The sequence below is a fragment of the Comamonas sp. C11 genome, assembly GCF_024496285.1.
GTDB lineage: Bacteria > Pseudomonadota > Gammaproteobacteria > Burkholderiales > Burkholderiaceae_C > Comamonas > Comamonas testosteroni_F.
In genome coordinates this window covers 4,482,878-4,503,070 of the sequence record NZ_CP101743.1, presented here as the reverse complement: position 1 = coordinate 4,503,070, position 20,193 = coordinate 4,482,878, and the positions used below count along the sequence as shown (strand labels likewise).

The 20,193-nt window shown below is 58.9% G+C and carries 13 protein-coding genes, 1 tRNA gene and 1 pseudogene; 2 read left to right on the top strand and 13 right to left on the bottom strand.

The features are described 5' to 3' along the window. Window positions 1-166: 166 nt before the first annotated feature. The 9 genes and pseudogenes from NOX35_RS20730 to NOX35_RS20690 all read right to left on the bottom strand — a co-directional run bounded on the left by NOX35_RS20730 (window position 167) and on the right by NOX35_RS20690 (window position 12,552). Window positions 167-790, bottom strand: coding sequence for a tyrosine-type recombinase/integrase (locus NOX35_RS20730; RefSeq protein ID WP_256494569.1), 624 nt, complete (start codon window positions 788-790; stop codon window positions 167-169). Between the two features lie 661 nt (window positions 791-1,451). Further along, the gene (locus NOX35_RS20725; protein WP_256494568.1) at window positions 1,452-2,252 is read right to left on the bottom strand and encodes a hypothetical protein; all 801 of its coding nucleotides are present in this window, start codon (window positions 2,250-2,252) and stop codon (window positions 1,452-1,454) included. 419 nt (window positions 2,253-2,671) lie between these two features. Continuing rightward, the gene (locus NOX35_RS20720) at window positions 2,672-3,550 is read right to left on the bottom strand and encodes a DUF6602 domain-containing protein (protein ID WP_256494567.1); all 879 of its coding nucleotides are present in this window, start codon (window positions 3,548-3,550) and stop codon (window positions 2,672-2,674) included. A 649-nt stretch (window positions 3,551-4,199) separates the two neighbouring features. Beyond that, a complete protein-coding gene (locus tag NOX35_RS20715; RefSeq protein WP_256494566.1) occupies window positions 4,200-5,258 on the bottom strand; it encodes an asparaginase in 1,059 nt (352 codons plus the stop codon). A gap of 241 nt (window positions 5,259-5,499) precedes the next feature. Next, window positions 5,500-6,169: pseudogene (locus NOX35_RS20710) on the bottom strand (IS5 family transposase); the annotation flags it as partial. Window positions 6,170-6,379: 210 nt separating this feature from the next. Next, a tRNA-Ser gene (locus NOX35_RS20705) sits at window positions 6,380-6,469 on the bottom strand. A gap of 274 nt (window positions 6,470-6,743) precedes the next feature. Then, window positions 6,744-9,041, bottom strand: a complete 2,298-nt coding sequence (locus NOX35_RS20700; RefSeq protein ID WP_003063708.1) for an NADP-dependent malic enzyme — start codon at window positions 9,039-9,041, stop codon at window positions 6,744-6,746. Between the two features lie 169 nt (window positions 9,042-9,210). Continuing rightward, window positions 9,211-10,698 (bottom strand): nucleobase:cation symporter-2 family protein, encoded by a 1,488-nt coding sequence (locus NOX35_RS20695; RefSeq protein WP_256494564.1) that lies wholly within the window; start codon window positions 10,696-10,698, stop codon window positions 9,211-9,213. 669 nt (window positions 10,699-11,367) lie between these two features. Then, window positions 11,368-12,552 (bottom strand): MFS transporter, encoded by a 1,185-nt coding sequence (locus NOX35_RS20690; protein WP_256494563.1) that lies wholly within the window; start codon window positions 12,550-12,552, stop codon window positions 11,368-11,370. 145 nt (window positions 12,553-12,697) lie between these two features. Between NOX35_RS20690 and NOX35_RS20685 the strand changes: the two genes are divergently transcribed. Further along, entirely contained in the window at window positions 12,698-13,654 is a 957-nt protein-coding gene (locus NOX35_RS20685) for a LysR family transcriptional regulator (RefSeq protein ID WP_182287278.1), read from the top strand. A gap of 84 nt (window positions 13,655-13,738) precedes the next feature. On the opposite strand, the gene NOX35_RS20680 is transcribed toward NOX35_RS20685, so the two are convergent. Genes NOX35_RS20680 through NOX35_RS20665 form a run of 4 tightly spaced genes read right to left on the bottom strand, consistent with a single transcriptional unit; the run spans window position 13,739 to window position 18,447 of the window. Beyond that, window positions 13,739-15,025 (bottom strand): M20/M25/M40 family metallo-hydrolase, encoded by a 1,287-nt coding sequence (locus NOX35_RS20680; RefSeq protein WP_182284067.1) that lies wholly within the window; start codon window positions 15,023-15,025, stop codon window positions 13,739-13,741. Then, a complete protein-coding gene (gene uraD / locus NOX35_RS20675) occupies window positions 15,022-16,809 on the bottom strand; it encodes a 2-oxo-4-hydroxy-4-carboxy-5-ureidoimidazoline decarboxylase (protein WP_256494562.1) in 1,788 nt (595 codons plus the stop codon). Before uraD ends, NOX35_RS20680 begins: the two co-directional genes overlap by 4 nt. Before the next feature lie 7 nt (window positions 16,810-16,816). Continuing rightward, window positions 16,817-17,773, bottom strand: coding sequence for an allantoinase PuuE (puuE, locus tag NOX35_RS20670; protein ID WP_256494561.1), 957 nt, complete (start codon window positions 17,771-17,773; stop codon window positions 16,817-16,819). After that, window positions 17,770-18,447: a GntR family transcriptional regulator gene (locus tag NOX35_RS20665; RefSeq protein WP_019043607.1), complete on the bottom strand. Its 678-nt coding sequence runs from the start codon at window positions 18,445-18,447 to the stop codon at window positions 17,770-17,772. Before NOX35_RS20665 ends, puuE begins: the two co-directional genes overlap by 4 nt. A 212-nt stretch (window positions 18,448-18,659) precedes the next feature. Between NOX35_RS20665 and NOX35_RS20660 the strand changes: the two genes are divergently transcribed. Next, window positions 18,660-20,012 carry a glycerate kinase gene (locus NOX35_RS20660; RefSeq protein ID WP_182284061.1) on the top strand — a complete coding sequence of 451 codons (1,353 nt, stop codon included), beginning with the start codon at window positions 18,660-18,662 and terminating at the stop codon, window positions 20,010-20,012. Window positions 20,013-20,193 lie beyond the last annotated feature (181 nt).

Sequence of the window (20,193 nt, the reverse complement as noted above, 5' to 3'; positions counted from 1 at the left end):
CGGCATCTTTGAATTGGGCGACTGCAGACAGCCTGAAGCGGCTGCCTGTGGGAATTTCTCCAACGGCTGGTTCTGGCCGAAAGTATCAGTTTGGCCCAGCGCCACATTGCGGCCGTTGAGGACGGCCACCCTGCCGCAGCTTCCAGGGTGGCCGCCAGCGACAACTTCAAATCTCCGTCTGTTCTGAGATCTCAAGGGCATCGTCTACTTCGATACCCAGGTACCTCACTGTTGACTCCAACTTCGAGTGGCCGAGCAACAACTGGACAGCGCGCAGGTTCTTTGTGCGGCGGTAGATCAGTGTCGCCTTTGTCCTCCGCATCGAGTGCGTCCCGTACTCCATGCGGTCCAGGCCTAGCTCGTCAACCCAGTGACCGAGGATTCGGGCGTACTGCCGTGTTCCCAGATGTGGCGATTCGTGCAGCCTGCTTGGAAACAGGAAGTCCTCTGATTTCAGCCCAGCCAGCTTGATCCAGGCTTGCAAGGCGTCACGGGCAGCCTGCGTGATCTCGAACTGCACTGGACGCTGAGTCTTGTGCTGCATGACAACCGCGCGCGATGCCACCTGGTCGCCGTGGCATACATCCCGAACCTTGAGGGCGACGAGGTCGCATCCTCGCAGCTTGCTATCGATGCCTAAGTTGAAGAGAGCAAGCTCGCGTACCCGGCCTTCCATCTGAAGCCTTACGCGCAGCGCCCAGATGTCCTTGAGCTTGAACGGAGCCTTCTGCCCGACGATCTTGCCCTTGTTCCACGGCTCGCGATGAGCGGTATTACCTGTGTATCCCATGATGGTCTCCCATCGAGTTGAGGGGCACACAGGATGCGCTGGCTTCGACTCGCCAGAGCGACTAGTGATGCTCGGCTGCCACCGCCCTATGACTGTCAGCTTCCTGGCATAGCTATGAACTCAACATCTCGGCCAGTAGCGGACAGTTGCTGTACGCCTCCGAACGACTGCTTTGGGCTGTATTAGCGGTCTGCCGCCAGATGGCAGACATGATGGGGTAGCGCTACAAACCAAAGGCATCCATCAGCGGTCCTTCGTGTCGGCCAGCAATCGACCCTCAGCGGACGGTCAAATCACTAACGGAAAAGCTAAGCCGACCTCCGAAGGCGGGTCTGCTTGAGCGCCGGGTTAGAGCCAACGCATCAAAACAAATGTGACAGCAAAGGCCACGAACTGCGAAAACTAGAGCTACCTTCCCTAGTGAAACAAGGGCTAGAGTCCAGAAACACCAATAACTTACCTAGCGCAATCGCAACCACCAACAGGCGAAGCCCGAGCGAACGCCAAACACCCGGCGAATAATCGCTTGAGAAGGTAAATGGCATTTGCATATTCATGTGCTGAAATGGGTGGGAATAAAAGGCAGGATAACGATTAAGCTGATGGGTAGGTTTTAGCCTGTCCCTGTGAGTGAAACGAGAAACTTTATACCTTGTTATCGCTACATACGAGGTCCATCTGGGCCATCATTACGCGGTTCCGTCTTAACAGCAGGCTCAGGCTCATTAGGTGTTGTCAATCTTTCATAAAGATTTTTATTTATAAAAGAGTTATCGATCTTTGGCTCTAAAATTTTCATTTTGGCAACCGCGGCATTAATAACAATTAATGGCCCATCTACGCCGCGTGACATTTTTTTTATTTCATCGACTGATTCTTTTCTAAAATCCAAATGCATGCCGAGCAAGTTATTGCCTAAAAATTTCACCCAAAGATCACCATATTGGTGCAGTATTCGCCCAGAATTTGCTGCTAATTTGGCTCTTGCCAATTCATCGACTAGTGCAGTTGGGACTGCAGAGGCACGCGCTGTTTTTTTTTCAAGATCCACATCATAAAGCAATACATTGCTGGCGTGTGTTTTTGAGATTATGTTGGCAAGTTGTTCTTGTTTGATTGATGAAAAACCTTTCGGTCTCCATTGGTCATCAAAAAACTGTCTTTTAGCTTCGTAAAATGCAACCCCCTCAACAAATCGGTCACTTGTAACCCAAACTTTTACTATTACTGCTATATCGCCAAAATTTGTTTCCAACGTGCCTTTTAATTTAAAGCCTTCCCACTGTACTTTTTGAGCCTTGTCAGTCCAATCTATTTCTAGGCCTAGACTTTCAATGGACTCCATGACTTTAGTCGTTATATGGTTTTCACTCCATCCGTCGAGGTGTTGGCTATTGAAGCAACTAACTAATGCTTCATTTGTTTTGCTATTTGCTTCATTCAACCAATCTTGATATATCATGTCAGTCTTATACAATAATTTGAGAGTGCTAACTAGATTTAGACGAAACAAAAAATTCTCGTCATTCTTATAAAAACGAATCTATCTGAAATTTTGAGAGTAAGCAATCACAATCAAAATATTTAGGCAGACTTAAAAATTTCGAGATTGGAGCTTGTTATGAGTAGCCAAAGACCAATGATGGAACGACTGCTCATGGCCGGGTGCATGCGCTCCCTTGACCAACTAAATTGCCCGGTAGCGGTCGCTCAAGGTTCACATCCTTGCTGACTGGTTTAGGGCGAGTAGTTTCTAAAGCTGGTGGCCTCGACTCGGCCAGAAGAAGCCTGTGGCTGCTAATGAAAGCGGACGCTCAACGTCAGAGTTGACCAGTACGCCCTGCGGCGTAATGACGCTGCGTGTCTGAGCTGAATCACTTGTTAAGCGCCGTCTTGATCATGCAGGCTGCAATTGCCAGAATGCATGTAAGACGTAATGTCTGGATAAAGAATAGTCGTACTCGAGCTCAACAAAAACATATATGAGCAGAAGGTTCGAATGTGCGATAGATCGCCCTGTTTAGGAATCACGAATCGGTTCCGGAACATTTCATGCGGGCTCAAGCCGTTTGGCGTAATTCGGCCTGAGACTTCCGGGAACATCAAAGTTTTGTTAGCCTTGTCAGCATACGCAATCAGTCCATCTTGCAGGCTGAGGATTAAATTATGTCGGTGCCTTCTTTCAACACTGCTGTCATACAGGGAGTCAATTTGATTTGGCAACTGGCCAAGATCGAAATCCAAACGCTCACATATCAAAAATGTTGGCAGTTGATCATATGCATAGTTCACGGGGTCAAACGGCCCTTCTCTATCCCGTTTTAACACAGTCGGTGCAGGAACTTCCTCGCGAAGTGCCTTGATGCGGGCTAGTTTGTTAAGAGCATCTTTCAGCTGCACCTTTGACAATCTTGACTTGATCTCGCCAACGATACACGCACTCTCAACTGGAAAGAAGCGTTGTCGCTCGCCACTTTCGATCAGCGGGGTATTCTTTGCGTCGTACACGACTACGTCGCACTGGGTGCTAACTTTGTCAGTAGCTGTGATGATGAAACCGTTGTGAATATCAAGCCGACCTGGAGTAAAAAACCGAAGGAATTCACGCACTACTAACTCGCGAAATGCACCATACTCTCCGGCGTGTCGTAATTTTTTGCTCTGTTCGTCAAAGAACACTTGATGGGCCGTCTGCTGATATGCCGCGACGAACGTTCGAATTTTCTCGTCCAGAAGAGCTGTGAATATGCTGCTCGGCACTGTGGCCCCCTTCGCCTAACGCAATTTAGACCGAAAAACCTGCGAGATAAACCGGACCTTGGGGGAAATTCTTGACACTGATTTCTCCTAGAAGCGGCTTGCAGGTGTAGATTTGTTCAAACGTCAAAGTATAAAGATCCCGCGAAATATCGCCAACTTCAGCTTGGCAAACTATAGCTTGCGAACGTATGGCATCTGGGCTCTCAGCAGCCACGTTTTGAGCCGCGAGCAGCCTGGTTGCGAATCAACGACCGCTTTGGGCTGCGATGTTCACTGCCTCCTCTGGGTCGATCGCAGGCCCTCGCCAACGACCGCTAACCGGCGTGCAAACTCGCGGCCAAACCTTGTCCAGATCGCCCAGTGTCGAGCGACCGCTCCCGCCGAGAGCAGACGCTGGCTAGTGATCTTGCTAGCGACCGCAATGGGTCGACAGCGCCACCTCAACACGTGCAAAAGCAGTCACTCGGCTTGAGTAAGCCTGCAGTGACAGCTTTGAGGTGTAGAGCGGACCTGCAAGGAAGACTCCATTCAATGACAGCTTTGGGTGACCATGCTGAGTTGGCCGACAGCATTCAGCCTAAAAGAGACACGTGCAAAACGTCTTCGCCGAATCAAAAAAGGCCACTTTGTTGTGGCCTATGTCTTTTTCTTAATCGAACAATTTTTGCAGTGCTTCGCGATCTTTGATGCCAGCATTCAGCGCAAGCGTCAGCAAAATACGCGCCTTGGGTGCACGGTAGTCACCTCCCATCACGGCGCCAGCTTCATACGAAGTTTTGCCACCGCCTTCAAAACCGTAGCTTGGCATCACACGGCCGCTATTCACACGGGTTGTGATTACGACTGGCACACCTTTGCCGATGGCATATTTGGCTGCATCGAGCATGGGCACATTCATATTGCCCATACCCAAAGCTTCAATCACAATTCCCTTAACACCGCGATCCACCGCCTGCTTGATCGCTACGCCATCAGCACCGCCGTACATAGGAAAAATTTCCACTGCTGGCATCACTGCATCTGCCTTGATAGGAAAGTTTAAATTGCGGATCGCGCTAGTGCGGTAAACGACCTTGTCTGGGTAGACCTCACCAATAAAGCCGAACTCACCAGACTTAAAAGTTTCAACGTTGGCAGTGTGTGTCTTGGTGACATACTTGGTAGCGTTGATCTGGTTGTTCATCGCCAGCATGGCGCCACGATCCTTGGATTGGGGATCAACAGCGATGCGCACAGCGTTAAGCAAGTTGCGCGGACCGTCAAAGTCTGAAACCGAGGCGTTGCGCTGTGCGCCAATCAGGACGATTGGTTTATTGGACTTCACTGTCAGATCAAGCCAAAAAGCTGTTTCCTCCAGCGTATCTGTGCCATGAGAAACGATCACGCCAGCAACGTCTGACTTGTTGATAGCGTCTTGCACAGCAGCAGTGAGCTGGACCCAGCGCTCAGGCCCCATGTAGTCCGATGGAACGTTGGATAAGTTGTTTACCTGGATCTTGGCGTACTTGCCTACATCAGGCACCGTAGCCAAGAGATCATCGCCAGAGATGGCTGGCACTGGCGCGTTCTTTACTGGGTCGATCTTCATAGCAATCGTCCCACCTGTGGCAATGAACTGTACGGTAGGTAGTTCTTTGGCCATTGCGGCACCCATTAAAAAGGAAGTGACAAGTGAAGCGGCAAGTGCGCTATGACGGACTTTTTTCATTTATGTCTCCTTTTAATTTACTAGTCAATTTGATAGAAAACATTCAAATCTACCGTGATTTTTCATAGCAAGAAATGAGGTAGAGCTAAGATTTACCCTAGCTCGCCGGCGTCATAAACGAAGTGCAAGGAACAGTAGAGATATGGCGAGTCTGCCCGCCTTAGCGCTCTGCACCGAACGAAGCACTCGAAAACATCAGTGTGTAGCTGTGCAGCGATCGCCGCTGCTTAGATGTTCACTCCTTGTAGCCCGCGTTCCCAAAGGCATCCGTTTCTTGCCCATGCAGCATGCCGTTGGCTTTCATCACGTCGTTCACATTGCCACTGGTGCCTCGCACGCGGTGTACCAACCCAGAGTCGGCATCTACCCCGATGTGGGCTTTTATTTATACCAAAGTACCACTCGTTGCCTTTCTTGCTTTGATGCATCTCGGGGGCCTGAGCAATGCCTTCGTTCTTGGTGGACGTCGGTGCCGCAATGAGCGTGGCATCTACCACAGTGCCTGCTTTGAGTTGCAGTCCTTTGGCCTGCAGCAGGGCATTGATGGCGGCTAGGATCTGATCGGCTAGCTTGTGGCACTCCAGCAGTTGCCGAAACCGCAGGATGCTCGATTCACTGGGAATGTGTTCGTCCCAGTGAGACAGGTCTGCAAAATCACGAAATGCGGGCACCTCGTGCAGTGCTTCTTCCATGGCTGGATCGCTGAGCTTGAACCACTGCTGGATGAAGTGGATACGCAGCAGGGCTTGCACTGCAAAGGGCTGTTGGCCTCGTCGTTCGCTATCGGGTGCGTAGGGCTCTATCAGCGAAACCAGTTCAGTCCACGGAACCACCAGTTCCATGGTGTCAAGGAATTCGAGCTTGCCGGTGCGTTTGGTGGCATTGCTCAGGCCCAGGCAGCTTTGCTTCATGCGCTTATTGTCTGGGCTTCAGGCATGTCCAACAACATCTCACAGGGATTCGTGCAGAGAATCCCCCGCCCTCACCCGGATAAATGTAAACATACAAGCAGGTTTAAAGAGACTCAACAAAAGCCAATGCAGTATGGCATACCAAATGGCATACCGATGGATGCAGAAAATAAAAAAGCCAAGTGAAATCAATCACTTGGCTTTCGTATCTGGCGGAGGCTGTGAGATTCGAACTCACGGAAGGATCACTCCTTCGGCAGTTTTCAAGACTGCTGGTTTAAACCACTCACCCAAACCTCCGGATGGCAGGATTCTACACAAGGATTGTGCGCCGTTCGGCATTGTGCGCATCTTTGCCTTATCTATGAAAACCATAGCGTATGGCGCTTGCTGTATCTCGACTGGCACTCACTTTTCATCATGGCGTCTGCCATGACCGTTTGCTGCACGCGTTACAGGCAGTTGTGAATGAACCAAGGGTTCAAAGTTCCAGACAAGGCATGGCACAAAACAAAACGCCCCTGAGGACGTTTTGTTGCTGCCTCGGGCGGGATGCCCGAGAGGTGCCGTTTGATCAGCTGCGCAGTGCGATGGCCTGAGCGGCTGCCAGAGCGGTCATGTTGACCACGCGGCGCACGGTGGAGGAGGGGGTCAGGACGTGGGCGGAAGCCGAGCAGCCCATCAGGATGGGGCCGATGGTGGTGCCATGGCCGCCTGTGGTCTTGAGCACGTTGAACAGGATGTTCGCGGCGTCGAGGTTGGGGCAGATCAGCACGTTGGCTGCGCCGGTCAGCGAGGACTCCAGCAGGGAGTGGCTGCGCACGTTGGCGTCCAGAGCAGCGTCGCCGTGCATTTCGCCATCGCATTCGATGCCGGGGTTGGCGGCGGCGAACAGGTCGCGTGCAGCGCGCATCTTGCGGGCCGAGCCGCGTGTGGACGAACCGTAGTTGCTGTGCGAGAGGAAGGCCACCTTGGGGGGCAGGCCGAAGCGCGCCACTTCGTCGGCAGCCATCTTGGCGATCTCGGCCAGCTCTTCGGCGCTGGGGGCGTCGTTGATGTAGGTATCGGCCACGAACAGCGTTCCCGATTCCAGCATGACGGCGTTCACGGTTGCGAACTCGTTGGCACCCTTCTTCAGGCCCAGCACGTCTTCCAGATGGGCCAAGTGGCTGTCGAAGCGACCCACCAGGCCGCACAGCATGGCGTCGGCATCACCCAGGTGCACCATCAGGGCGGCGATCAGGGTGTTGGAGCGGCGCACTGCGGCCTTGGCGGCTTCGGGGGTGACGCCGTTGCGGCCCATCAGCTTGTGATAGGTCTCCCAGTACTGGCGGAAGCGGGGGTCGTCTTCGGGATTGCAGATTTCCACATCCTTGCCCAGCTGCATGCGCAGGCCGGCCTTGGCGATGCGGGCTTCGATGACGGCGGGGCGACCGATCAGGATGGGCTTGGCCAGGCCGTCGTCCACGGCAACCTGCACGGCGCGCAGCACGCGCTCGTCTTCACCTTCGGCATAGGCCACGCGTTGCAGATTGGCCTTGGCGGCTGCAAACACGGGGCGCATGAACATGCTGGTCTGGTAGACGAAGCGCGTCAGGCTTTCGCGGTAGGCGGCGATGTCCTCGATGGGGCGGGTGGCGACACCGGATTCGGCGGCAGCCTGTGCCACGGCGGGAGCGATGCGCAGGATCAGGCGCGTATCGAAGGGCGTGGGGATCAGGTAGTCGGGGCCGAAGGTCAGCTCCTTGCCCTGGTAGGCGGCGGCGACTTCGTCGCTGACGTCCTGCTTGGCCAGGGCGGCGATTTCACGCACGCAGGCCAGCTTCATGGCTTCGGTGATCTTGGTGGCGCCGCAGTCCAGCGCGCCACGGAAGATGTAGGGGAAGCACAGGACGTTGTTGACCTGGTTGGGATAGTCGGAGCGGCCGGTAGCCACGATGCAATCCGGGCGGATGGCCTTGGCCAGTTCGGGGCGGATTTCGGGCTCGGGGTTGGCCAGGGCCAGGATGATGGGCTTGTCGGCCATGGTCTTGACCATGTCGGCCGTCAGCACGCCGGGAGCGGAGCAGCCCAGGAACACGTCGGCGCCGTCGACCACGTCGGCCAGGGTGCGGGCTTCGGTGTTCTGAGCGTAGCGCTGCTTGGAAGCGTCCAGACCACCGGGGCGGCCTTCATAGATCACGCCCTTGGAGTCCACCATGTAGACGTTTGAGCGCTTGATGCCCAGGCCCACCATCACGTCGACGCAGGCAATGGCTGCCGCGCCGGCGCCAGAGACTGCCACCTTGACGGCACCGATGTCCTTGCCCACCAGTTCCAGGCCATTGAGCAAGGCGGCGCTGGAGATGATGGCCGTGCCGTGCTGGTCGTCATGGAACACCGGAATGTTCATGCGCTTGGACAGCTCCTGCTCGATGTAGAAGCACTCGGGAGCCTTGATGTCTTCCAGGTTGATGCCGCCCAGGGTGGGTTCCATCGAGGCAATGATGTCGATGAGCTTGTCGGGATCGCGCTCGGCCAGTTCGATGTCGAACACGTCCACGCCGGCAAACTTCTTGAACAGGCAACCCTTGCCTTCCATCACTGGCTTGGAAGCCAGTGGGCCGATATCGCCCAGGCCCAGCACCGCAGTGCCGTTGGTGATCACGCCGACCAGGTTGCCGCGCGAGGTGTATTCGGCTGCAGTGGAGGGGTCCGCCTCGATGTCCAGGCAGGGGTAGGCCACGCCCGGCGAGTAGGCCAGGGACAGGTCACGCTGGTTGGACAGGGGCTTGGTAGGAGTGACGGAAATCTTGCCTTTGACGGGGCTGCGGTGGTATTCGCGGGCCGCATCGCGCAGGGCTTGTTCGGCGGAGGACAGGTTTTGTGTCATACGAAATATTTATCAGCAAGTTGCTTCTCGGAGCTTACCGGATGGCAAGAAGCATTTTGAGTCAGGTCTGTTTTGCTTCAACTGTATCGACAACAAACCCCCTGGCGCACTGTGGGGCGGCAGGGGGCTTGGGCTGGCGGGTAAGTCAGCGTTCGCTTTGGGCTGGCGTTTAGTGAGCGTCAGCCTCACGTGCTGCGTTGATGGCAGCGCTGTTGTCTTTGGCGGCTCCGTTAAAGAAAAGATTCAATGCCACGGCGGTAATCGAGGACAGCAGGATACCGGATTCAATCAGTGGATGGATGGAATGGGGCATCCACTGACGGAAATTAGGGGCAACCAGAGGAATCATTCCCACGCCGATGGACACTGCCACGATCATGGCGTTGTTCTTGTTGTTGCGGAAATCCACGTTGGCCAGGATGCGGATGCCGGTGGAAGCCACCATGCCGAACATCACCAGGCCGGCGCCGCCCAGCACCACGGTGGGCAGGGATTCGATCAGAGCCCCCATCTTGGGCAGCACGCCCAGAACGATGAGGATCACGCCACCGGCCACGCAGACCCAGCGGCTGAGCACGCCGGTCACGGCCACCAGACCCACGTTCTGGGAGAAGCTGGTGTAGGGGAAGGTGTTGAAGATGCCGCCGATCAGGGTACCCAGACCGTCGGTGCGCAGACCGCGGGTCAGCTCGTCCTGCGTGATGTCGCGCTTGGTCATGTCGCCCAGGGCCAGGAACATGCCGGTGGACTCGATCATCACCACCACCATCACCAGGCTCATGGTCAGGATCAGGATGGGGTCGAACACGGGCATGGCGATCTGGAAGGGCAGTACCAGGGTGAACCACTCGGCCTTGGCGACCTTCTCGAAGTTCATCAGACCCATGGCCACGGAGATCACGCCGCCGATCAAGATGCCCATCAGCACCGAGATATTGGCCAGGAAGCCCTTGGCAAAGCGAGCGATCAGCAAGATGGACAGCAGCACGATGCCCGAGACCGCAGCGCCTTGCAGATCGGCGTACTTGGGGTTGGGCATGGTGGGCAGCACCGAGAAGCCCTTGGGGATGGCGGGCAGCGAGGAGCCGGGGGCGCCGGCCATGGCCTGGGCCTCGGCCAGCCACTTCAGGTGCTCGGGGTTGGGCACGGAAGGGGCAGTGGGGCCCACGGGGTTGCCGAAGATCCAGTTGATGCCCACACGCATCAGGCTGATGCCGATGACGGCGATGATGGTGCCGGTCACGACCGGCGGGAAGAAGCGCAGCATGCGGCTGATGAGCGGCGCAATGAGGATGGAGATCACCCCCGCGCCTATCACCGAGCCAAAGATCAGGCCTGCGCCGGCATTGCCGCCGGTACTCTGTGCCATGGACACCATGGGGGCCACGCTGGCAAAGGTCACACCCATCATCACGGGCAGCTTGATGCCGAACCACTGGGTTGCGCCCATGGCCTGGATCAGGGTGACCAGGCCGCAGACGAACAGGTCGGCGGAGATCAGGTGCGCGACCTGCTCAGGGGGGAGGTTCAGGGCACGGCCCACGATCAGTGGCACGGCGACGGCGCCGGCATACATGACCAGAACGTGCTGCAGACCTAAGGCGGTGAGCTTGCCAAATGGCAGAACCTCATCCACGGGATGCACTTGGGATGTCATAAAAACATGTCTCCTCACTCTATATTGGCTTCAGGTTGGCATGCGATTCGCGAATGGCATGCAATCCATACAAAAAGTGTATACAGCTCATAACGCACAGCATCTAGCGGTAAACCCTGCTCAAAATTCAGTTTCTGGATAGGAGTTCAATAGTTATGTTTTTCGCGCATAACCATCTAAGGTAATTACCGATTGCTATCAAATATGTAGCTTTTGGCGCTTTGTTTTTCTAATTTTCAGAATAAAACATATTGAAACCTTTTGATATCAAGCGGTAGATGCTTTGTTTTTCATAGCAAATCTTGTGCGATATGCAATCGCAAGGGATCTGACTGCGGTTATGCGCGCGCAGGTTTCGGGTCTTGAAACATCTAGTGAAAGAAAGCGGGCTGCCAGGCGACGATCACTCGCATGCATTAGCGTTGAGGAAGGTGCAAAAAAAGGCATCAAGCCCGGAATTGGTGCACCTTCGTGCAAAAGCGTGCATGGAGACCCGACAAGAGGCGTTGCGCTGCAACAGGAGCCAAAGCGGTGCAAGAACCATGCCGAAGTGGTGCGCACGCAAAAAAGGCGACCTCGAGGTCGCCTTGGGTGTGGAATGCGCTGCGGGAATGCGTTGTAGCGGCCGCCGGGGCAGCCACCGCTTGCTTCAGTCTTGCCGCGCTTCCATTAATGCATGCCTGCCGCCATGGCAGGTGACTGGCCGGAGCTGGCCCGGTGTGGTGCCAGGCTGGCCATGAGCAGCGCCGCTGCAGCAGGCATGGCGGCAGCCCAGGCCAGCCAAGTCAGGCCCAGGCCCTGTGCAATCACCGCTCCGCCCAGCCAGGCGCCCAGGGCATTGCCCAGATTGAAGGCCGCGATATTGAGGCTGGACGCCAGATTCATGCCCGCTTCGCCAGCCGATTGCAGCACACCCATCTGCAGCGGCGCGACAGTGGCAAAGGCGGCAATGCCCAGCAGCAGCACAAAGGCAATCGCCAGGGGCGTGCTTGCAAACATCCAGCGGCCCGCGAGCAGCACCAGCATCAAGGCGGCCAGCGACACCCACAGTGCGCGCTGCACGCCAAAGCGGTCGGCCAGCTTGCCGCCCGCATGGTTGCCCAAGGCCAGCCCCGCCCCGAACAGCAGCAGGGTGAAGGCGATCATGCGGTTGTCCATTCCCGTGATCTGGGTCAGCAGAGGCTCTATATAGGTATAGAGGGTGAAGACGCCGGCAAAGCCGATCACGGTCAACAGCAGGCCGCGCCACATGGCGCCATTGCGCAGCACGGCCAGCTCCTGCGTCAGACCCTGAGGGCTGGGCATGCTGAGTGCGCGTGGCACATGGCGCAGCAGGATCAGCAGTGCGATCACGCCGATGCCGCTGACGCTGGCAAATGCCATGCGCCAGCCCCAGTGCTGGCCGATCCAGGTGCCGAAGGGAACGCCCAGCAGCGTGGCCAGGGTCAGGCCGGAAAACATCAGCGCAATGGCCGAGGCCTTCTTCTCGGGGGCCACCAGTTGCGTGGCGACGACCGCACCGACGCCGAAGAAGGTGCCGTGGGTCAGCGAGGTCAGCACGCGTGCCGCCATCAGCCAGCCATAGCTGGGTGCCAGAGCGGCGGCGGCATTGCCGGCGATGAACAGCAGCACCAGGCTCAGCAGCAGCAGCTTGCGCGGCCAGCGGCGCGAGGCCAGCGTGAGAACGGGAGCGCCCACGGCGACGCCTACGGCATAGCCCGAGATCAGCGTGCCCGCCGTGGGGATGGAGATATGAAGATCCTGGCTGACCTGGGTCAGCAGGCCCATGATGATGAATTCCGTGGTGCCGATGCCGAAGGCACCGGCGGCCAGCGCAAGCAATGCTGCAGGCATGAAAACGTCCTTGTGAAAATTCCGCGAAGGGCTGAACTGTGAACCTGCGGCAGAAGGCGCGCTAGCCCTTGATGCGGACATGCATTTGTTCCTGTGGGGAATAAATCGCATCTTTATGATGTGATTCATGAAGAAATCCATGGCTATGCCTTTGCTGCAGGAGCACAGCGCGGACCGCTTTGTGGAGCTGCAGACCTTTGTACAGGTGGCCCAGCAGGGCAGCTTCTCGGCAGCGGCGCGTCTGCGCGAGGTCTCGCCCTCGGCCGTCAGCAAGATCGTGGCCCGGCTCGAGACCCGGCTGGGCGTGCAGCTGCTGCGCCGCAGCACCCGGCGGCTGGAGCTGACGGCCGAGGGAGAGCAGTTGCTGGAGCAGGGGCGGCAGCTGCTGGCGGACTGGCTGGCGCTGGAGTCCTCGGTCACCCGGCAGGGCCAGCCCACCGGTGTGGTGCGCATCAATGCCAGCTCGTCCACGGGCAATCGCCTGCTGGTGCCACTGATCGGCCCGCTGATGCGTACCTGGCCGGGACTGCAGCTGGACCTCAGCTTTACCGATCATGTCGTGGACCTGATAGCGGCCCGTGCCGATATCGCCTTGCGCTGGGGAGAGCTGCCGTCTTCGGACATGGTGGCGCGCAAGCTGGGTCACACGCGCCAGGTGATCGTGGCCTCGCCCGACTATCTGCAGCGCTTTGGCAGGCCGCAGCATCCCGACGAGCTGGCAGGCCATGTGCGCATCGGCTGGAACTATCCGCGGGCCATACCGCACTGGCCGTTTGTGGTGGCGGGCAAGGCGGTGACGGTGAGCATGGGCGAGGTGCTGCGCGTCAACGATGGCGAAGCCATGGCCAATCTGGCCAAGGCCGGGGCGGGCCTGGCGCGGCTGTCGCTCTATCACGCCTGGGAGGATCTGCACGCGGGCAGGTTGCAGGCGCTGCTCGAAGACTTCAATCCCGGAGATCTGCAGCCCATCCATGCCGTGTATGTGGGCAAGCCCGGCCAGCTGCCGGTGAGGACGCGGGCAGTGCTGGATTTTCTGGCCAGCCATGTGGACCTGAGCCATGCCGAGCAAATGCCCGCCGGCCTGCTGCCTGGGCGCGCATAAAAAAAGAGCCTGGACGAATCCAGGCTCCTTGAAAAACCTCCATCCAGGCTGGAGAAGGCTAGGCGTTCAAAAGGCGGGCAGCGCTTATGCAGTCAGGTCCACCAGCGAGCGGGCCACCACCTTGGTGGCGCGGCGCAGATCTTCCAGCACCAGGCGCTCGTCGGAGCGCTTGGCGTGCGATTCCAGCACGGTGCGGGGGCCTGCGCCGTAGATCACGCCGGGGATGCCGCGCTCGACGTACAGGCGCACGTCGGTGTACAGAGGCGTTCCCACTGCAGGAGGTACTTCGCCAAAGATGGCTTCGCCGTGCTTCTGGATGGCGTCCACCAGGGGCTTGTTGCCGTCCAGGGGAGTCATGGCGTTGGCCAGCAGCAGGCGCTTGATGTCCACGCGCACGGCATCTTCACCGGTGTAGCCGCCCTGGGTGTTGAAGTCGGCGATGGCCTTGGCGATCACGGCACGGATGCTGGCTTCGACTTCCACGGGATTCTCTTCAGGAATCATGCGGCGGTCGATCTTGAGCATGACCTTGCCGGGCACCACATTGGTGTTGGTGCCGCCATCGATGCGGCCGATGTTCAGGTAGGGGTGCTTGATGCCGGGCACCTTGGACGTGACTTGCTTGTATTTCACGTTCTCGGCGTACAGCGCCGTGAGCAGCACCGCAGTGGCTTGCAGCGCGTCCACGCCGGTGTGGGGCACGGCGGCGTGAGCCATCTTGCCCTGCACGGTGATTTCCATCTGCAGGCAGCCGTTGTGAGCGGTAACTACTTCGTAGCTGAAGCCCGCTGCGATCATCAGGTCGGGCTTGGTCAGGCCCTTTTCCAGCAGCCAGCCGGGGCCCATGATGCCGCCGAACTCTTCGTCGTAGGTGTAGTGCAGTTCCACGGCGCCCTTGCTGGGCTTGGCCACGGCTTCCAGGGCACGCACGGCAAAGGTGAAGGAGGCGAAGTCGCTCTTGCTCACGGCAGCGGCGCGGCCATAGAGCTTGCCGTCTTCGATCTCGGCGCCGTAGGGGTCCTTGGTCCAGCCTTCGCCCGGAGGCACCACGTCGCCGTGGGCGTTCAGGGCGATGGTGCGGCCACCGTCACCCTGCGCACCGTACTGGCGGCGCACGATCAGGTTGGTGATGGATTCCATGCCGTAGGCCTTGACGTCGGCTTCGGGCACGACGTGCTTTTCGGCGTCGAAGCCAAAGCCCTTGATCAGCTCGGCAGTGCGTTCGGCGTGGGGGGCATTGTTGCCGGGAGGCGTGTCCGTGGGCACTTGCACCATGGCCTGCAGAAACTTCACTTCTTCGTCGAAGTGCTCGTCAATCCATGCATCGATGGCGGCGTAGGTGGCTTGCTTGTCTTGATTCATATTGGTCATTGCTGTTCTTGAGCCAGTTGGTGGAGGAGGTGGGTGAAGGCATCCACGGACAGTTGCATGTCGTCGGAGGTGGAGGCTTCCAGCGGGTTGTGGCTGATGCCGGCGTTCATGCCGCGCACGAACAACATGGCCTGGGGCATGATTTCGTGCAGCTTCATGGCGTCGTGACCGGCACCGCTGGGCATGCGGAACAGGGGCACGCCCAGTGCGTCGACAGCGTTTTCCCAGCGTTTCTGCCATTCGGGAGCGCTGGGTGCAGCCGCTGCCTTCATGGACAGATCGGTGGTGTAGCGCAGGCCGCGGCGTTCGGCGATCGCAGCCATCTCGGCCATGATGTCGTTGATCATGGCGTCGCGCTGCTCGTTGGTGGGGGCGCGCAGGTCCAGCGAGAACTGGCAGCGGCCGGGCACCACGTTGACCGAGCCCGAGGGCACGTTCAGCTGGCCGATGGTGGCCACGCTGTCGCCGTCCTGGCCGGCGCGCTTTTCGATGTACAGCGACAGCTCGGCCACGCCGGCTGCGGCATCGCGGCGGCGGTTCATGGGCGTGGTGCCGGCGTGGCTGGCCATGCCGATGAATTCGCACGTGTAACGGGCACTGCCGTTGATGGAGGTGACGATGCCCAGGGGAATGTCCAGCTCGTTGAGCACGGGGCCCTGCTCGATGTGCACTTCCACAAAGCCCAGATACTTGGCGGGATCACGCTCCAGCTTGGGGATGTCGTCGATGCACAGGCCGGCATGCAGCATGGCTTCGCGCAGCGTGATGCCGTCGGCGTCCTTTTGCTCCAGCCATTCCTGCTTGAAGTCGCCCACCAGGGCGCCCGAACCCAGGAAGGTGGCCTTGTAGCGCTGGCCTTCCTCTTCCGAGAAACCCACCACTTCGATGTTGAAGGGCAGACGCTTGCCTTGCTGGGCCAGTTGCTTGACGCAGGCCATGGGCACGAAGATGCCCAGGCGGCCGTCGTACTTGCCGCCGTTGCGCACGGTGTCGTAGTGGCTGCCGGTCAGCAGGGTCTTGGCGCCCTTGTCCGCAAATTCTGGGGCGGCCTTGTAGCGACCCACCACATTGCCCACGGCGTCGATCTCGACTTCGTCGAAGCCGATTTCACGCATCCAGTGGCTGATGCGCTGGGCGCAGGCGCGGTGGGCGTCGGTCAGGTAAGTCACCGTCAGCTGGCCTTTTTCGGCGTAGCCGGGGTCGCTGTTGGTGGACAGGCGTTCCTGCCAGTCCCAGACTTCGTTGCCTTCGACGGGTTCGTAGCCGAACTTGTCGTTCAGGCGGATCTCGGCGATGCGGTGGATGTTGCGCAGTGCCTCGGCCTGTTCGTATGCCGGATGGTTGAACATGCGACGCTCGAAGGTCGCAATGATCTCGGCCTTGCTCAGACCCAGACCGCGCGCGCCGCGTACGGCCAGGATGAAGGGGAAGCCGAAGCGCTTGCCGTATTCGGCGTTGAGCTTGCGGATGTGCTCCAGCTCTTCGGGCGTGCAGTTGGTCAGGCCAGCCTTCTTCTGCTCATTCGTCGATTCGGCGGTGAGCGTGTTGGTCTCCATCTGCTTGCCGGCCAGCTCCGGGTGAGCGCGGATCAGATCGAGCTGGGCCTGCTCGCTGGACTCGGCCAGCACCTTGGCCATGGCGTGCTTGATATGCGCCATGGACTTGAAGGGACGCTGCTCCAGTGCCTTGGCGGCAATCCAGGGCGAGTGCTCGTACAGGCCATCGAGCAGGTCGGTGGCGGTTGCCGCATCGGCGGCATTCAGTTGTTCCAGGGTCAAAGCCATGTCGCAATCAATCCTTGCAAGGGAAACGCTCGGCCCAGTGACGAGCCAAATCAATACGGCGGCACACCCACACGTTGTCGTGCTTCTGGATGTGGTCGAGGAAGCGCTGCAGCGCTGTAATTCGGCCGGGACGGCCCAGCAGTCGGCAGTGCATGCCGATGCTCATCATCTTGGGGGCGTTGTCGCCGCTGGCATTGCCCTCGGCGTACAGGACATCGAATGTGTCCTTCATGTACTGGAAGAACGGATCGGCATGCGAGTAGCCCTGGGGCAGGGCAAAGCGCATATCGTTGACGTCCAGCGTGTAGGGCACGATGAGCTGCTTGTGCGTCGTGCCGTCGCTCTTGGCGACCTTCATCCAGAAGGGCAGGTCGTCGCCGTAGTAATCGCTGTCGTAGCTGAAGCGGCCGGCATCGGCCACCAGGCGGTGGCTGTTGGGGCTGTCGCGGCCGGTGTACCAGCCCAGGCCGTGGTCGCCGCCCGTGCCGTACAGCTCTTCAAAGATGTCCACGCATTGCTGCATGTGGGCGCGCTCGATCTCCTCGGGCACGTTCTGGTAGTGAATCCACTTCAGGCCGTGGCAGGCCACTTCGTGACCGAGCTCGTCAAAGGCCTGGGCCAGCTCGCGATGCTTTTGCAGCGCCGTGGCCACGCCGAACACGGTCAGCGGCAGACTGCGCTTCTCGAACTCCTTGAGAATGCGCCAGACGCCGGCGCGCGAGCCGTATTCATAGATGCCGTCCATGCTCATGTGACGGGCCGGGTAGCTGGCGGGATTGAACATCTCCGACAGAAACTGCTCGCTGCCGGGGTCGCCATGCAGGATATGGTTCTCACCGCCTTCTTCGTAGTTCAGCACGAACTGAACGGCCACGCGGGCTTTGCCGGGCCATTCGGGATGGGGCGTGTTGCGGCCGTAGCCAATCAGGTCGCGTGGATAGGAGGCGGTGGAATCGTAAGTCATAGGGATACGGATGAAAGTGCCATCGACAAATCGTTCGTTGGCAAATCGCGGTCGAAGGTCAGGCCTGCTTCCACGTGGTCCAGGTGCAGCTGCATCAGCTGCACCGCATGTTCGGCATCGCCCGCAGCCAGGGCGGTCACGATGTCGGCATGTTCTTCGTGCGAATGCTCGGCCGCCGATGCAGACTGGTACATCAGGGTGATCAATGCGCAGCGGGAAATCAGCTCGCCCAGCAGCTGTGCCAGCACTTCGTTGCCCATGAGTTCGGCCATGCGCACGTGGAAGTCGCCCAGCAGCTCGGTGCGCTGGCCCACGTCATTGGCTTCCATGGCCTTTTTCTCGGCAGCCACATGCTGCTTGAGGGCGCGAATCTTGGCGGCGCTGCTTTGCTTGACAAAGCTGCGCACCATTTCGGCCTCAAGCATGCGGCGCACGGCAAACACCTGGCGTGCCTCGTCCACCGAAGGCGTTGCCACAAAGGCGCCGCGGGCGGGCTCGAGCCGGATGAGACGGTTTTGCGAAAGCTGAAACAGGGCCTGGCGCACCAGGGTGCGGGAAACTCCAAAGTGGTCGGCCAGCTTTTGCTCGGCCAGCTTGGTGCCGGGCATCAGGCGATGCTCGACGATGGCCTTGGTCAGGCTTTCGACAATGAAACTGGTGGTGGAAGTTTCCATAAATCCATCATAGCGGTTGAAGACAAGTTTTGTATACAGTTTCTGTTCACCAAACATGGTGTTTGTATCGATGTTCAGGCGCAGAAAGCTGTGCGCAAGCGCGCAAACCCAATGGGCGCAAGGGCTTGCATCATTGGTGCTGCAAAGATCAGCAGTGTTGTGACTTGGGGCCCTCTGTAAGGCAAAAAAGCCCGAATGCACAATGCGCAGCTATGCAAGCACAGAATACATCCTCGCGCGCGCAGGCCGCGGCAACGCCTGTTCCACAGCAAGACCCGGCTGGCTTTCTGCGTCATCTGTATGACGTGGCGGTGCGCAATGCCTTGCCCATCGAGGGGCTGGCGCGTCATCTGCCCAAGCCGCCCAAGGGCCGCACGCTGGTGCTGGGCGCCGGCAAGGCCGGCGGCTCCATGGCGCAGGCGCTGGAGGCTCTGTGGCCCCAGGATGCCCCGCTGTCGGGCCTGGTCGTGACCCGCTATGCGCATATTCCCCCACGCCCCGAAGGGCTGGCCCAGCGCCTGGAGGTGGTGGAAGCCGCCCACCCCGTGCCGGACGCGGCCGGTCTGGCTGCAGCCGAGCGCATCCTGGCGCTGACCGAGGGGCTGACGGCCGACGATCTGGTGATCTGCCTGATCTCCGGCGGCGGCTCCTCCCTGCTGACGCTGCCCGCCGAAGGCATTGACCTGGCCGAGAAGCAGCGCATCAACAAGGCGCTGCTGGAGAGCGGCGCGGCGATTGGCGAGATGAACTGCGTGCGCAAGCATCTCTCGCGCATCAAGGGCGGTCGTCTGGCTGCCGCCTGCCATCCCGCCAAGGTGGTGACGCTGACTATCAGCGATGTGCCCGGCGACGATCCTTCGGTGATCGCCAGCGGACCCACGGTGCCGGATGCTTCGACCTGTGCCGACGCACTGGCCATCCTGGACCGCTACCAGATCGGCATTCCCGATTCCGTGCGTGCTGCGCTGCAAGCCGGCGAGCTGGAGACGCCCAAGCCCGGCGATGCCCGCTTTGAAGGCCATGAGGTACATCTGATCGCCACGCCTCAGCAGTCGCTGGAAGCGGCGGCCGCCGCCGCCCGCGCGGCCGGCATTGCCGTGCACGTGCTGTCCGACGAGATGGAGGGCGAATCGCGCGAGGTGGGCAAGGTCCATGCAGCGCTGGCGCGTGCCGTGGCCAGGCATGACCAGCCTTTTGCCAAACCCTGCTTGATTCTCTCGGGTGGCGAAACCACGGTGACTATTCGTCCGCGTCAACCCGGTGCCGCCAAGGGGCGCGGCGGGCGTGCCGGCGAGTTCTGCCTGGGTCTGGCCCAGGCCCTGCAGGGTCAGGAAAAGGTCTGGGCGCTGGCCGCGGACACCGACGGCATCGACGGTGTCGAGGACAACGCGGGAGCCCGTGTCTCGCCCTGCACGCTCAGGCGCGCGGCAGAGCTGAATCTGCGCATCAGCGATCACCTGGATCGCAACGATGCCTATGGCTATTTCTCGGCCCTGGGCGATCTGGTGATCACCGGCCCCACCCACACCAATGTCAACGACTTCCGCGCAATTCTGATTCTTTGAAACCATCAAATTGAATAGCTGCTTGCGCAGGCTATTCAACGGTTTCAAATAGAAAAATATCTGTAGCTGCTGCTCATCAAGCGGTAGCTGCTATTTTTTATATAGCTGCAGTGTAGAACTGGCGCTACCCATCCCAGTGCTCCGAGCAAGAGCCGCCTCGGGCGAAGGAGCAGTCCCCCTC

Excerpts from the sequence above, each read along its gene's own strand:
- NOX35_RS20730 (WP_256494569.1), bottom strand. The coding sequence starts at position 790 with ATGGGATACACAGGTAATACCGCTCATCGCGAGCCGTGGAACAAGGGC.
- NOX35_RS20725 (WP_256494568.1), bottom strand. The coding sequence starts at position 2,252 with ATGATATATCAAGATTGGTTGAATGAAGCAAATAGCAAAACAAATGAA.
- NOX35_RS20715 (WP_256494566.1), bottom strand. The coding sequence starts at position 5,258 with ATGAAAAAAGTCCGTCATAGCGCACTTGCCGCTTCACTTGTCACTTCC.
- NOX35_RS20700 (WP_003063708.1), bottom strand. The coding sequence starts at position 9,041 with ATGACACAAAACCTGTCCTCCGCCGAACAAGCCCTGCGCGATGCGGCC.
- NOX35_RS20695 (WP_256494564.1), bottom strand. The coding sequence starts at position 10,698 with ATGACATCCCAAGTGCATCCCGTGGATGAGGTTCTGCCATTTGGCAAG.
- NOX35_RS20690 (WP_256494563.1), bottom strand. The coding sequence starts at position 12,552 with ATGCCTGCAGCATTGCTTGCGCTGGCCGCCGGTGCCTTCGGCATCGGC.
- NOX35_RS20685 (WP_182287278.1), top strand. The coding sequence starts at position 12,698 with ATGCCTTTGCTGCAGGAGCACAGCGCGGACCGCTTTGTGGAGCTGCAG.
- NOX35_RS20680 (WP_182284067.1), bottom strand. The coding sequence starts at position 15,025 with ATGACCAATATGAATCAAGACAAGCAAGCCACCTACGCCGCCATCGAT.
- uraD (WP_256494562.1), bottom strand. The coding sequence starts at position 16,809 with ATGGCTTTGACCCTGGAACAACTGAATGCCGCCGATGCGGCAACCGCC.
- puuE (WP_256494561.1), bottom strand. The coding sequence starts at position 17,773 with ATGACTTACGATTCCACCGCCTCCTATCCACGCGACCTGATTGGCTAC.
- NOX35_RS20665 (WP_019043607.1), bottom strand. The coding sequence starts at position 18,447 with ATGGAAACTTCCACCACCAGTTTCATTGTCGAAAGCCTGACCAAGGCC.
- NOX35_RS20660 (WP_182284061.1), top strand. The coding sequence starts at position 18,660 with ATGCAAGCACAGAATACATCCTCGCGCGCGCAGGCCGCGGCAACGCCT.